A 14173-nucleotide genomic window follows, 5' to 3' on the forward strand; every position below is an offset into this window, starting at 1 on the left:
CGTTTTCTGCTTGGATTTTTCTGCTTGGATAATTTAATATTCTGCTTGCTATCGGGCATACCGAAATTACGCTGCTAATACAATACCTCATTTTTAGACTAGCATAATCTCGCGCTCCCTTTGTCTCCGTATCCAGAGCTTGCGGCATTATGCACAAAAAAACGAGGAATGGAGCGCGACCCGGATCAATTTCCTGCGGAATTAGCCAGAATCCGCTGACGCTAATCAAGAACCGGTCCCATATATTATTGGCTATACTGGCATTGTGGTATTCGCCGACTGTGGCCAGCCCGCAAATCCGGCACTACAGTTTCCATGTTGTAATGTACTCGAAGAGACTCCCTCAGATAGAGCTCAAGGTACTCGGGTCCTCGGGGGTACTCGGGTCCTCGGGGGTACTCGGGTCCTCGGGGGTACTCGGGGCCAAGCTTAAGATACTCTGGCCGTAGGGTGCTTAGCGCGAACGCAGGGCCCCGTAGCTCCTGGAATTAAAACCTCCTTCACAAACAATTGTCAAATATAGCGGATACCGCGGTGTACCCCGGTTTGCCGTTTGTCACCGCTGTTTTCTTGCCAGCTTCAACGGCCTTATAGAGGATAAGTAATAATGGAAGACAACGACGAAAAGTTGCAACCCTCACCCTCTACCACCCTGCAAACTACCAATGCTGTTCTTCACGCAAGTGAGCGTGTCGAGCACGAGCTCAAGGAGGTAAAAACAGCACTGGAGGACAAGACAAGACAACTTGATCACTCGCTATCTATCCTGCGTGCAACCATAGAATCCACCGCCGATGGGATCTTGGTTACCGACGAGGAAGACCATGTACTGCGCTTCAATGAAAGATACCTGCAGATGTGGCAGATTCACCTTCCTGAAATTATTGATATGCAACAGCACAAGCAACTGCTGAAATTCTACTGCAAGCATTTGGTAGATCCCCAACAGTTCCTGGATAGAATGACGGAAATATACGCGACCTGGCCGACCGAGAGCCACGATTTGCTGGAACTCGCCGATGGCAGAGTATTCGAGCGATTTTCCAAGATCCAGTATGTGGAGGGCCGCAGTATCGGCCGCGTCTGGAGCTTTAGAGATATCACGGCACGCAAGCGCGCTGAAGAAGCGTTACGGGAAAGCAGCGAGCGCTTGCGCTTTATGGCCGAGGCGATGCCTCAGAAAATATTTACTGCCCGGGCCGACGGTGCGGTGGATTATGTCAACCAGCAATGGAAGGATTACACCGGCCTTGCCTTTGACCGGATGCAAGGGTGGGAATGGACAAAACTCATCCATCCCGATGATGTGGATGAGAGCATCAAGCGCTGGCAGCATTCCCTGAGCACGGGAGAGCCTCTCCAGATGGAATGCCGTTTCCGGCACCGCAATGGCGATTACCGCTGGCATTTGACCCGTGCCCAAGCCAAACACGACGCCAAAGGATATATATCGGTATGGGTAGGCTCAAACACGGATATCGACACAATCAAGCGCGCGGACGAGGAGAAAAAGCAGCTCCTTGAGAATGAACGGATCGCGAGGAGCGATGCCGAACGAGCCAATCGAATCAAGGACGAATTTCTTGCCACGCTATCCCACGAGCTTAGAACACCGCTTAATGCGATCCTTGGATGGTCGCAGCTTATTTTGCAGGGAACAATGAGCATGAAAGACATCCAGCGAGGCATTGAGACCATCGAGCGAAATGCTCGAGCGCAGAACAAGCTTATCGAGGATCTTCTCGAAATGAGCAGTATCATTTCCGGGAAGGTGAGGCTTGACGTGCAAAGGCTGGACCTTGCCGCCATAGCGGAAGTTGCGGTTGAATCGGTAGCTCCGGCAGCGGAAGCGAAAGGGATCCGTATCCGGAAAATAATCGATCCAGGAGCCGGGCTCGTTTCCGGCGACCATAACCGGCTCCAGCAGATAATCTGGAATCTTCTTTCCAACGCGGTTAAATTTACGCCCAAGGGGGGCACCGTAGAGGTTATAGTCGAGCGAGTGGCTTCGCATCTCGAAGTAACGGTAAGAGACTCCGGGGCGGGTATCAAGCCCGAGTTCCTGATATACGTTTTTGACCGTTTCCGCCAGGCCGACTCTTCGCTTACCCGAAATCATGGCGGTCTCGGCCTAGGGCTTGCCATTGTGAAGCAGCTTGTGGGGCTGCATGGCGGGACAGTCCGGGCGGAAAGCGAAGGCGAAGGTAAAGGAGCATCGTTTATCGTGAGTTTGCCGCTCGCTCCTATCAATGACAGTCGCGACAGGCAGTCCCTGGCAGCGCCTCCACATCCTGCTCTGCAAAACGGATACATATCGCTTCCTGGTGTAAAGATACTGGTCATCGATGACGAACCGGATGCCCGTGAACTCATCAACGAGGTACTTACGCAATGTGAAGCCGAAGTCATCACTGCCGCCAGTGCCATGGAAGGACTGGAGATCTTGAAAAGCCAGAGGCCGGATGTGATGATAAGCGACATCGGCATGCCGGAAATCGATGGCTACCAGTTCATTCGTGAAGTGAGGAACCTTCCCGCAATTCACGGCGGCAAAACACCCGCTATTGCACTAAGCGCATTTGCTCACTCTGAAGATCGGACCAAAGCCATGATTGCCGGTTATCAGATACATCTTTCCAAGCCTGTTGAATCGCAGGAGTTGATTGCTTCAATTGGTAATTTGACGGGATGGCTGCGAAAGCCGGGTGGGTAGCGAGACAATCATCCGCTTTAAGGTTGTTCCAGATAGCGAATAGTAGAGCCGTATATCAATCATCGCCATCGGCAATCGAGAGTTTGCCGTGGCAATAACATGATAATCATCAGAATATCTCAGTTGATACCGGAACTCGGAACTGGCAAGTACTCCCACCTCCTCTGCCTCTTCAATTTTCGCTATACATCTTCGGATGTCATGTTTGATATTTTGTGTGACAACGCACAGAAGAAGCCTTGCAAATCAGCAATCATAATAAAAGGTGAGTTGAAACTGAAGAAGTACAGCTCTTGGCAATCCTCCTGGGAGCCGCACAGATCTATCAAATTCGAGGAGTATAAAAAATGATTAAAAGAACAGTATTAGCACTCTCGCTAGCAGCAACAGCGACGTCATCGTATGCTGGATCCTATATCGATACAACGTTGAATAACAGTTTTGCAACCGCCGCGAGTATCAATCCATATTTCACCACCGCGTTCAGCCCCGACATTGGTAATGCTGCCGGAGACAATACCTCAATGGATGGACCTTGGGTGACGATTTCAGGCCAGGGCAACGAAGCTTCCGATTACTTCAGTTTCGACATAGCACAAGAAGGACAGCAGGTTACACTCGACATAGATTACACTATGACTCATCCAAACAACCCCTATGGTTTCGATGCTGAGGTCGCGCTTTGGCAACAGGTGGACACCAATGCCTATTCACTCCTCGACTGGAATGACGACTCTTCAACGTCAGCAGGCGCCGGTGGATCAGTACATGACTTTGATTCTTTCCAGGTGCTAAATGCCCCGGCGGGCCGCTACATCGCTGGCGTGAGTCGCTTTTTTAACGAACCGAATGATACGGGCTGGAGCGCGGAAAGTTTTATTGCCGGTGATCGTCAATATACACTGCAGGTCCAAGTGAGCCCGGTGCCGGAACCGGAAAGCTACGCGATGCTCCTGGCTGGTTTGGGGCTGATCGGAGCAATATCTCGTATATCCCGCAGAAGGCGCATGTTTGGCTTGTGTCCAGGATGAGTGGAGCGTGCGTCGCTTATCAGGGATACACGTGCATCAGTAACCTGAATGATGGGTTGCGTTTCGCTCCATCCATTCAAGGAATTGCTCACTCAACAAGACCTCCGTCGCATTGCTTTCAAATCAGCATGATTTCAAGACCGACTGGGTGGAACTTCAGGCTTTGTCATCACCTGGCAAGTCCAAGGGATGCTACAGCGCCGGATATAAAATTTTACGTTTGTTTCTTATTCGCCGAGGATCAGGGCTGCCCGAGACATAACCGCAGGCACTCCGATTGAGGCAAACCCATTTCTCTGCAGCGTGCCCTGCAATCCAATGATCCGCCCACGCCACCATCACTCCCATCCTCTGGGCATTCGATTCTACATCGTTCAAAACTGATTCCATTCTCAAAAACCCTCTCGCATACAAGTTCGCATTCAAAGGGCTGCGCGGTGATCCCGGTCGATACCTGCATGTGCAGTCCTCTTTCAAGGAAACCGGAAACACACATGCGGTAATTTGCACGCGTTTTGTAAAGCGAAGCATCTGCCGTAAAGGTGGGTATATTCATTTTGGTTACCTCCTGAATTGTTTGGTTCCATATCACATATGGCGGCGCCTCGGCGCGAGAACTGTCGTCAGAATTATGTGCTTTCTGAATGTAAATATGCCGGCGAGAACGTTTCTGCCAACTGTCTACCATCGTTACCAGCCACTGTTTAGTCTTTAAATAGACCCCGCAGAGAAAAAAATCAAGGTCGGTGAACTCAAACGATAATTCAATTACAAATCAGGAAACGTGATAATGGATGGATAAGTTTATAACGCTTCTGATCGATCCGGCATTACTACAAGTCTACAAGCGGCCAATGAACAATTGCTAAGCAAATAGGACGCATCTGCCCACGATATGGCAAGCTCCCGTGGCAAAATAACCGGATTTTGAATTAATCTCGTCGGCCGCTCACGAATATGCGTCACTGGATGCTGGTCTGTGTGTTTTCACTGCTCTGCGGCGCTGCGGTCATACTGCTCGCCGTCGTTGGCGTTGGCGAACTTCTGTCGGGTCCGGTGCCCACCGCGGTGGATTCACTGTCCGGCTCGATATCGACCGACTTTCCGGTCGAGCCGGTGCAAATTCCTGTCAATATCAGTTCCAGGGATATTGATTCCAGCGTCCGCGGCTGGCTCGTGCATGGCAAGCGTGGAGCCGGCGCAGTATTGCTTGTCCATTCGCTCCGAAGCAATCGTGTCGAAATGCTCAGCCGGGGAAAATTCCTGAACGAGCAGGGTTACACTGTTCTTCTCATTGATCTGAGGGGGCACGGCGAAACGCCGGGAGACCGAATCACGTTTGGTTTGCGCGAATCGGAAGACGTGGAAGCGTCAGTAGCATATTTGCGAAACACCTTTCCGGCAGAACGTATTGGCGCCATCGGCGTCTCGCTGGGCGCAGCCGCTATCGTACTCGCAAACAATCCCTTGCGACTTGATGCCGTGGTGCTCGAATCGGTCCATGCCACAATCGAAGAAGCGGTGAAAAACCGGTTAAGGCTCCATCTTGGCGAGTTTGGACCGATCCTGTCCCCACTCCTGCTGGCGCAATTGTCGTTTCGCTTGAATATCTCTCCCGAAGAGTTGAATCCTCTCAGCAAGATAGACAATCTCAACGCCCCATTGTTTCTTATTTCCGGTACCGACGATCAACATACGAAAGTGGCGGAAACGGAACGGTTGTTCGACGCAGCCCGGCAGCCGAAAGAAATATGGATTGTTCCTGGCGGCGGCCATTTCAATATGCATGCCTACGCAGGCAAGGAATACGAGAATCGTATATCCGATTTTTTTGAATGGTATTTAAGAAAACGGGACTAGGAATGGATATGGTCGAGCTTGTCCGCTAGCCAGAGCCCAATGAGCGTGCCGGAGTAACACAGGCGGTGCGCTTCTTTGCCTGGCATTGCCCTGGCAGGTCAAACCCGAGCAAATCCAAATTCTCTGTTGCTGCTCAAAATCCGCTTTTTTAGAGCGGCGTTAGAAATGACACACCGCTAGCGCCTACCGCAGAGCCATCCCAAAGGCGTTGCGCAAACCGGTTCCCTTGGGTCTCACCGGAATCGCCGAGCACACGCGCAACCCTACACTTATGGAAGCTCGCCAGTTGCTTGCGAAACGGAATGACAATATCCGCCTTATTTCCATACAGCGCTTCATGCAGCTTGGGCAATTCGTGCCACGGAGCAGTAGGTCTGCTGTGGTGCGCATTGTGATAACCAAAGTTGAGGGTGATGAGATTCAACCATGGATAACGGGTCGAAATCAGATTGCTGAATGTATGAGCTTGCTCATAATCCCGGTCCCCCCTGCGCTTTATCGGATCCGAAGTGCTACCGGATTCCATAACGATGTCATAATTATGCTGAAGCGCGTCCATGAAACGTAAAATTGTTACAAGGATCGCGTACGCGAGGAGATAACACACAAAGGCGATAGGCGAATAGAGGAATAACGCCAGAAGCAGGCTCGACCGGACAATGACTATTCTTATCATCCGAGACCGCTGGTCTTTTTTCTCCGTGAAGAGAAAAGGAGCAAGAACAAGCGCGCCATGCATGAGGAACTCTACAGCCGGCACGTACAGCCACTCCAACGTCTCCACGATTTTCAGCTGGATTGGATGCCGCGCGAGATAGCCTCTGTAGTCGAACCCGATTACGTCGGCTCTATCCACATGGTGCCGCATATGTACGCTCCTCAAATCCTCGTAACTGCCGTAGCAACCCCCGGAGAGCCAGTTCAACGCACTTCCAACCATCGCATTGTGACGCGGGGATTTGAACAACGCATTATGACCGCACTCATGGATCATGTATGAGGCGATCACCATGCCATGAGCCATTGCGAGCGTACCCATCACCATCAGAACCGGATTCAGTGACAGAATGAGCGCAGCCCCGCCAAAATAGGCAAGCTGACAATAAAGCAGGGCAAAAATGCTCGGACGCAGGCCGCCCTTATGGCGAAAATACGTTTTCTCGATTCTGTTGAACATGCTTTGCAAGTCTCCCATTAGCTACTACATTCAGCCTTAGCGCAGCTATTCCTGTAGTGGAAGTTATTTTCCAGGCAAAGTATAATTATACATGTAAAATTACATGTAAAAAGAATTATAATCATCTTTGCAGCCAGCAGTTTTCAGAAATGCAAAGATCAAAGATAAAGGTATGAAGAAAATTGGATAAACCGCAAAAACAGACACATGCCAATCGCCTCCAGTTCATCCAGTTACTCAGCATTACGGATCAGTACTGGATAGACATGCTGGGAAACCCCCGCTTCCACGATTTGAATTACTACGACCTCTTTACGCAAATGTGGCTAAGGCTCAACGGTGGCGGTTGCGACACTTTTCACAAGTCCGAGTTGTACCAGCTCATGCCGAACGTCAGCCAACGAACCGCAATCAAATACATCCAGATCGCCATCGATCACGGGTTGCTCCTGGAGCAAGCCAACCCGAAAGATCTCCGTTCCAGATGCGTAACCATGTCGACCGATCTCAAGCAGAAAATTGAGCGTTTTCTGGATTATTCCATTTCAGTGTTTCAGGCGCTTCCTCCGCCCACCCCACAGCAAGAGGGTGGCAAAGCGAGATGAATTGGGTCTGAATGGTTTCGTTTAGCGGATCGGAGAACCCAGGAAACCGTACCCCGCATCAGAAAAACAATCAGAAACAAATGCTCTGCCGCCGATACAACGCCTTAATCTGTCATTGTTCAAGAAGACGCTTCGTGCTGTAGCGCACAGAATGATCCCGGTTTACGTCTCATCATATCGACCAGTCGGACCTGTCATACATCTCATACATCTCGAGCGCAAGTGATTTTGTCGACATCGCGGTAAAAAAGCTGAAGCGCCTCGAGTGCGGCTATATTTCGAAACGTCTTGAACAATAAAAGGGAAATTAACGTGAACACGATTTCTGTCTGGCGCGCCACGGCGCCCGAAGCAGGTTTTCCCATGCTGCAAGAAGAGACGACTGCGGATGTGGTGATCGTGGGAGGCGGGATAACTGGAGTTACACTCGCTCTGAATCTGGCCGAGCAAGGCACCTCCGTCGTGTTGCTGGAAACCCGTGATATAGGTTTCGGCAGCACCGGCAATTCAACTGGCAACCTTTATGAAACGGTTAGCCGAGGCATTCAACGGATCGTTAATCAATGGGGCGGCGATGTCGCCCATGCCATAACCACTGCTCGCCGCGCGGCGCTGGAGCAAATCGACCAGCGGGTCAGGCAATTCAAGATTCCCTGCGATTTTCGCCGTTGCAGACTGTATCGCTATGCTACATCCGAGAGCGCGCAATCCACGATAGAAAAAGAGTACCAGGCCTCGCTCAAGGCAGGCCTGACGGCCCATTTTGAAAAAACGCTGCCAGCGCCCCTTCCCCGGCCGCAAGGGCCCGCAATGGTCCTGAACAACCAGGCCCAGTTTCACCCTCAGGCATACATACGGGGGCTCGCCGGCGAGGCTGCAAACCGGGGCTGCCGTATTTTCGAGAATTCGATGGCGCTCGAGGTAGACCCGGACCGGCGCGTCGTGCGCACAGCCAATGGCCAGGTTACAGCCAGGGAGGTGGTGCTTGCTACTCATTCGCCGAAGGGCATTCATTTGGTGCAAGCGGAAATGATCGTGAACCGCGAATATGGGCTCGCCACGCGGGTTGCCAAGGACTGGTTTCCTGATGGAATCTTCTGGGGCAGTGGCGTCGAACGGCTCTCGGTACGTAGCGTGGACGTTGAGGATGCAACGTTCTTCGTCTGTGTGGGAGAAGAGCACAAAACCGGACAGGAAGACGCAACCATTAACCTGAATCGGCTTGAAGCGGCGGCCCAGGGGAATTTCGATTTGGGCGAGGTAGCGTACCGATGGTCGGCCCAGAACTATAGCGCCGCTGACGGCTTACCCTATATCGGAAGGGATGCAACCGGCTGTTTCATCGCGACTGGTTTTGAAACCGACGGTTTGATCTATGGAACGGTGGCCGCATCGCTCATCGCCGACAAAATTGCCGGACGCGACAACGTCCTCGCACCAATCGTCAAAGCGAGCCGGTTTTCGCCATTGAAAGGTGCGAAGGGCGTAGCCGAGGAAACCGCAACCGTACTGAAATCGCTCGTCAAGGACTACGTGACCGACCGCGAGACAATTCCGCTGTCTCAACTCATGCCTGGCAAAGCGGCAATCGTGAAATTCGAGAACGTATCGCTCGCCGCCTACCGGGAGCCCGACGGCGCATTATTTGCGGTTTCCCCAGTGTGTACGCATATGAAGTGCAGAGTTCACTGGAACGGCGTGGAAAAAAGCTGGGACTGCCCCTGCCACGGCAGCCGTTTCGCCCCGGATGGAACCGTAATTGAAGGCCCTGCAACCGAGCCATTGCAACGCCACTTTCTGCCGGGACATTAGACCAAAAAAGCATGTCTGTCCGCCCGTAACTCTCTGCGGCAGGTGTGTCAATAAAATGGATTTCTCCCTGGCGACATGGCATGTACCGCGCTGCGGTTCTGAGCAGTCAGCCAGCAGAAGGGGGCGTACATTTCAACAATACATTTCATCGACTACCAATACCCGCCCTGCGCTACCTGACCTGTTCCTCCGAATAAAACAACGGCCGACGGTATATTCAACCCTGAAAGTTCTCCGCTCTCCTGCATGTCACCCAAGGCACGAAGAATCATCTGTTCAAGTACTTTTCCAAATCCCTGGTCCTGGGGAAAGGGCTGAACGCTGTCGGGTATGCTCATGTTGCCGATAGCGGTATGAACCGCATGTTTTATACCGGTTCGGCTGATTGTCTTTCCCTGTCTGGTGATAAACATCGACAATTCGTAGGCATCGGTGATGGTTTTTCCGACCATCCATAACGGGTATCCGGTCCGGGCCGCTTCCGCTGCCACAGTGCCGCTGTCTGCCACATTGTTCAAGACCACTCTGATTTCGCCTTCTTCCTGATCTTCGACCGGCAAAACCACGCCGGAATCCCTGAGTATCAAGGCAGTATAGTCTTTCAAAGGGACGTCGCCCTTGGGAAAGTGCTCGCCATTTCGCTGGAACTCGACAGCGAGCTTCAGCCGAAACGGTGCGCTTCGCTGTTCTATATCCTTATACGCGACCTTCGGAAATGAGGCGCCCAGGAAGGATCTCTTTGGTGATGCGCATCCCGCCAGTGCAAAGGAGGCTATAACAGATCCAAGTACGATGCGGCGACCGATATTCATAAAAACTCCGTCAGGATGGGCATTTCGGCGCCCAAGGCAGGGACTACTACTAAGAATAGCAATTGTTGAGAATAATGCGTTATTCTTTGCACTGCAACCTGCTCGACCGTATGGGTATTCCCTCCGGGGCTCGAACGGCTGCGGTTGCTCCTCAGCAGATAGATTCTGCAGATTCCGGGCAAAAATGAACGCTCCAGCAACGCCTCATTCCATAGCACTCGGATTTAACGATAAGCGGATCCAGGAAGTGCTTTCCATACTGGGTCTTGACGCGACGCATCATGCGCTTGCAGAGCAGATACGCGCGGAAGTCATTGCCGGGCGAGCTGGCGAATTCGCTGATTCCTGCTTTGCCACCTTGGCGCGTACTCAAGGCTTCTCATTGATAGAGAAGGATATCGGCGCCGGCTCTTTCAAGCAGGCCTGGGTCCATTACTTGCAGTGCTTCGGCAGGAATTTCGATAAAGTCGAATATTTCGAAGAGCGGCTGCAAATGGCTGCTGCTTTCGCCCGTGCAAAGATCCCGCTCAGCGTTTTGCATCTTCCTTACTGCCTCACACAGGAGCTTCTGATAGGCAGTCTCTCAGATAAATTCAATGAGAATTCCAGGACCTTGTGGCCTCTTCTCGACGCTGTTTTGAAACTGATCTCCCTTGACTTGTACCTGACAGCGGAGGGCTATCGTCTGCCTGAACTTGATGAACTGGAAGAGGATCTGGATAAGCTGCGCAAAGAAACATTCCGCTTGCGGCGGAGAACTTCGACCGATGAACTCACCGGAGTGATGAGCTATGCCAAACTCATGGAATCCCTTGAACAGCAGATCGACCGCGCGCAGCGCAGGGGCCACGATCGCAGCCCCTTGTGCCTCATAATGTCCGATCTCGATTTCTTCAAAAAAATCAACGACACATATGGACACATGATGGGCGACCTCGTGCTGCGGCACGTAGCGGGACGCATACAATCGGCAACCCGTGACTTCGATCTGGTTGGCAGATTTGGCGGAGAAGAATTTGTCATTATCATGACGGACACCAACCTGGAGTTGGCAAAGGTGATTGCGGAACGAATACGCGAAGGCGTCATGAGTGCGCCTTTTCATGTGAAGCGATACAATATTCCGGTAACCGTCAGCCTGGGGGTGGCAATGTTGAGGCAAGGCGAACGCAAGGAATCATTGCTTGAGCGTGCGGATGCCGCAATGTATGAAGCAAAAAGGAGCGGCCGCAATCGCGTGGCCATCGCTCCCGATTCCTGACAGCAGCTCTCGATTCCTGACAGCAGCTCGCGATTCCTGACAGCAGCTCGCGATTCCTGACAGCAGCTCTCGATTCCTGACAGCAGCGAGCGATTCCTGACACCATCGCTAACCGTCGTGAAGTATCACTGGCGAATCAGCCGCAAAGCCTGCAACGTATCGGCTTCCTCGCCAGCGACACCAATACTCATACCGGACGCAGACAACACCACAGCCTGATCTCCCGACTGTGCCAGCCCCTGCACAAACAGCCACTCGCGGGCCTGCGCAGTGCATAGGTGCGGCTCGATCAATCCCGGAGCCCCTGAAAAAAGCGGCGCGACGCCATGCACTATCGCCAGACTCCGGTACAACCGCGCTGAATCGGTAATTATCACGAGCGGAATCCCCGGGCGGAAGCGGGCAATGCCCAGCGCCGTTCTGAGATTGCAGGCGGAAACGATTATGGCGCGGGCATTCAAACGCGCCGAAAGCTGGCACGCGGCGAAGCTCAGAGCATCCTCCGGAGATCCCGATGTCGCACTCGGACGCATGTCCTGCGCACCTCCCCTCCCATACCCGGACTCACCACGTCCGGACTCACCAGACGCGGCCTCGGTGGCGGTGAGCACGCGGTGAAGTATCTTCACGGCGGCAACGGGAAATTGGCCGATGGCCGTCTCCGCAGAAAGCATCACCGCGTCCGTTCCATCGAGCACGGCGTTGGCCACATCGGTAACCTCCGCGCGCGTCGGATGCTCGTGCTCCACCATGGACTCAAGCATTTGCGTGGCCGTTATCACCGGACGCGCCCAAGCATTCGCCATGGCAATAATCCGCTTCTGCACAATTGGAATTTCAGCCAGGTCGGTCTCGACCCCCAGGTCTCCGCGCGCCACCATCACGCCGTCGGCCGCTTCCACAATCTCTTCAAGATTGACGAGGGCCCTGCGCTTCTCTATCTTCGCCATCAGCAGCGGCTGCGCGCCTACCGGAAGCAACGCTCGTACCCGGGTAAGGTCGTCGGCCGACTGCACGAACGAAACGCCAATCCACTCTGCCTCTTGGGAGACCGCGAATGCGAGATGCCGCCGATCATCCTCCGTCGGGACCAGCTCATTCAAAACGGACTCTGGAATGTTTATGCCTGAACCGGAGCGGACTATGCCTCCGACACGCACTTCGCACTGAACCCGACTGGCATGGTTGGCGGGGCTGGCGGGGGTTTTTACCCGAAGGTCGATCGAACCATCGGCAAGAAATACTGATTCCCCAGTACGGAGTACCACAAGCAACTCAGGGTTCCGCACGGGCAGAAGACTGCTGCCTTCTTTCGGACCCTCCTCCGCGATATCGTCCTCCGCTGCAAGCGTAACTATCGTACCTTCTTCCAGCTTGCAACACCCGTCCGGCAGTTCGCCAATACGAAACTTCGGACCCGGCAGATCAACAAGAATAGCCACCGGTCGGCCGGATTCCCAAGCTGAGCGCCGCACCAGCTGAATGCGTCGTGCATGATCGGCATGATTGCCATGCGAGGCGTTTATGCGGGCGACATCCATTCCGCTCTCGATCAAATGCGCAACGATGCCAGGCTGGTCAGTTGCCGGACCCAGCGTACAGACGATCTTGGTTCCATGCCAGCGGTGATCAGTCATGACTCTACGTAAACCCTAATAACGATCCGACTCATAGTCGCGTAGATATTCCCGCTCGTGACGCTCAGCCCGGTCGCTTCGCTGCTCGTAGTCATTCCGGTCCCGAGCCCTTCGCGTCTGCTCCTCGTTTCTTTGCTTGAGAACAGCGCAGTCCGCGGAATCCTCCGAGCACGCGTAGCGGCCCTCTCCCACATACACCTTTTCATCTGCCTGTGCGGTTACCGTAGCCCCAAGCACCACCGCAAATACCAGCATAAGCCGTGTCATGCTTTCTCCCTTGAAGAGATATTGAGCGTTAAATGCAAGAAATGATATCGCAAATGTTCACACGCACATTGATGTACGCTTACACAACCCCGCCCGCCCGGGTCGCTCAGCAATTCATTCCCGACCGGTCCTGGTCCAGACTTTAGGCAGCAGATGCAATATGACCAGGGCAAGGACAGTACATAAAACGGCCGAGGCTTCCCGCCCAAGCCCGGCGGCAATGCCGATCGCCGCTGTCAACCATAGCCCCGCCGCGGTAGTAAGTCCTTTTACCGTTTCTTCACTGGTACTTTTAAGAATGGTTCCGGCCCCAAGAAACCCAACCCCGGTGACAACGCCCTGGATCACGCGCGACAATGCGTCATCGGACATGTGCATTTGTTGAGGGATGAGGACAAAGAGGGCAGCGCCCACGGCAACCAGCATGTGCGTCCGCACTCCTGCTGCCTTGCCCCTGTGCTCCCGTTCCAAACCCAGTATGCCGCCAAGCGTGGCAGCGATTGCCAGACGCAGCGTGGTCCGGGCAAATTCAGTTGCAGAGGGAAGGTCCGAAAACTCCGACACCAGCATGTTGACAATCTCCTGCCACCAGCTATCCACAATAGCTCCTTGTCCAGTACCGGATCTCGCCCGAAATCCACGCCAAAATAGCAGCTCCCTCAAGAATATCACAGTTGCCGCCGCTATCTGGTTCATCAACGGCACAGCTCAACAGATTATGCTACCAACATAGAGAAAGATACAGTCGGCGGCAAGCTGGGTTTCCGCTCGCCATATAGTTCCGCGCGGCAGGTTATTGGCGCTGGACACCCAATACTTGACCCCTCACCGTGCTATCGCGCTTGCCTGCTATCCTGGGTCCGGCCAGCTTATGCGGTTCATACCTGTAAGATTCTGCAGGTATTCAACTACAAAATTTTAATATCTAATTGCTTCCGTCGTTAACCGGCGATGAAGGAAATGCATTAGGAATACATGTCTGCGCAATACCGGTTATG

11 protein-coding genes are annotated in these 14173 nt (G+C 53.1%); 6 read left to right on the top strand and 5 right to left on the bottom strand.

Translation table 11 applies throughout. The features are described from left to right. The first annotated feature begins 607 nt into the window (after positions 1-607). The 3 genes from BMX66_RS02225 to BMX66_RS02245 all read left to right on the top strand — a co-directional run bounded on the left by BMX66_RS02225 (position 608) and on the right by BMX66_RS02245 (position 5604). Positions 608-2713, top strand: coding sequence for a PAS domain-containing hybrid sensor histidine kinase/response regulator (locus BMX66_RS02225; protein ID WP_090877952.1), 2106 nt, complete (start codon positions 608-610; stop codon positions 2711-2713). 347 nt (positions 2714-3060) lie between these two features. Continuing rightward, positions 3061-3744 carry a DVUA0089 family protein gene (locus BMX66_RS15905; RefSeq protein WP_090877956.1) on the top strand — a complete coding sequence of 228 codons (684 nt, stop codon included), beginning with the start codon at positions 3061-3063 and terminating at the stop codon, positions 3742-3744. Positions 3745-4725: 981 nt separating this feature from the next. Next, entirely contained in the window at positions 4726-5604 is an 879-nt protein-coding gene (locus BMX66_RS02245; RefSeq protein WP_255398767.1) for an alpha/beta hydrolase, read from the top strand. A gap of 148 nt (positions 5605-5752) precedes the next feature. Here the strand turns inward: BMX66_RS02245 and BMX66_RS02250 are convergent, their stop codons facing one another. After that, a complete protein-coding gene (locus tag BMX66_RS02250; RefSeq protein WP_090877962.1) occupies positions 5753-6781 on the bottom strand; it encodes a fatty acid desaturase family protein in 1029 nt (342 codons plus the stop codon). A 182-nt stretch (positions 6782-6963) separates the two neighbouring features. Here BMX66_RS02250 and BMX66_RS02255 point away from each other — a divergent pair, with 182 nt between their 5' ends. Together BMX66_RS02255 and BMX66_RS02260 are read left to right on the top strand one after the other, a co-directional pair. Next, positions 6964-7386: a MarR family transcriptional regulator gene (locus BMX66_RS02255; RefSeq protein ID WP_255398768.1), complete on the top strand. Its 423-nt coding sequence runs from the start codon at positions 6964-6966 to the stop codon at positions 7384-7386. 312 nt (positions 7387-7698) lie between these two features. Continuing rightward, positions 7699-9198 (top strand): FAD-dependent oxidoreductase, encoded by a 1500-nt coding sequence (locus BMX66_RS02260; RefSeq protein ID WP_090877964.1) that lies wholly within the window; start codon positions 7699-7701, stop codon positions 9196-9198. A gap of 152 nt (positions 9199-9350) precedes the next feature. Here the strand turns inward: BMX66_RS02260 and BMX66_RS02265 are convergent, their stop codons facing one another. Continuing rightward, complete coding sequence (locus BMX66_RS02265) at positions 9351-10010, bottom strand: hypothetical protein (RefSeq protein WP_090877966.1); 660 nt, start codon at positions 10008-10010, stop codon at positions 9351-9353. A gap of 184 nt (positions 10011-10194) precedes the next feature. Here BMX66_RS02265 and BMX66_RS02270 point away from each other — a divergent pair, with 184 nt between their 5' ends. Next, the gene (locus BMX66_RS02270; protein ID WP_090877969.1) at positions 10195-11271 is read left to right on the top strand and encodes a GGDEF domain-containing protein; all 1077 of its coding nucleotides are present in this window, start codon (positions 10195-10197) and stop codon (positions 11269-11271) included. A gap of 125 nt (positions 11272-11396) precedes the next feature. On the opposite strand, the gene pyk is transcribed toward BMX66_RS02270, so the two are convergent. From pyk to BMX66_RS02285, 3 genes are all read right to left on the bottom strand, one after another. Continuing rightward, a complete protein-coding gene (gene pyk, locus BMX66_RS02275; RefSeq protein WP_090877970.1) occupies positions 11397-12908 on the bottom strand; it encodes a pyruvate kinase in 1512 nt (503 codons plus the stop codon). 15 nt (positions 12909-12923) lie between these two features. Then, the gene (locus BMX66_RS02280) at positions 12924-13175 is read right to left on the bottom strand and encodes a hypothetical protein (RefSeq protein WP_090877972.1); all 252 of its coding nucleotides are present in this window, start codon (positions 13173-13175) and stop codon (positions 12924-12926) included. Between the two features lie 114 nt (positions 13176-13289). After that, a complete protein-coding gene (locus BMX66_RS02285; RefSeq protein ID WP_090879729.1) occupies positions 13290-13775 on the bottom strand; it encodes an MgtC/SapB family protein in 486 nt (161 codons plus the stop codon). Positions 13776-14173: the final 398 nt, after the last annotated feature.

The sequence above is a fragment of the Nitrosovibrio sp. Nv6 genome (assembly GCF_900110495.1).
Taxonomy (GTDB): domain Bacteria; phylum Pseudomonadota; class Gammaproteobacteria; order Burkholderiales; family Nitrosomonadaceae; genus Nitrosospira.

Bases quoted from the DNA above. Each gene is read 5' to 3' on its own strand.
- BMX66_RS02225 (WP_090877952.1), top strand. From the start codon at position 608: ATGGAAGACAACGACGAAAAGTTGCAACCCTCACCCTCTACCACCCTG.
- BMX66_RS15905 (WP_090877956.1), top strand. From the start codon at position 3,061: ATGATTAAAAGAACAGTATTAGCACTCTCGCTAGCAGCAACAGCGACG.
- BMX66_RS02250 (WP_090877962.1), bottom strand. From the start codon at position 6,781: ATGTTCAACAGAATCGAGAAAACGTATTTTCGCCATAAGGGCGGCCTG.
- BMX66_RS02265 (WP_090877966.1), bottom strand. From the start codon at position 10,010: ATGAATATCGGTCGCCGCATCGTACTTGGATCTGTTATAGCCTCCTTT.
- BMX66_RS02270 (WP_090877969.1), top strand. From the start codon at position 10,195: ATGAACGCTCCAGCAACGCCTCATTCCATAGCACTCGGATTTAACGAT.
- pyk (WP_090877970.1), bottom strand. From the start codon at position 12,908: ATGACTGATCACCGCTGGCATGGAACCAAGATCGTCTGTACGCTGGGT.
- BMX66_RS02280 (WP_090877972.1), bottom strand. From the start codon at position 13,175: ATGACACGGCTTATGCTGGTATTTGCGGTGGTGCTTGGGGCTACGGTA.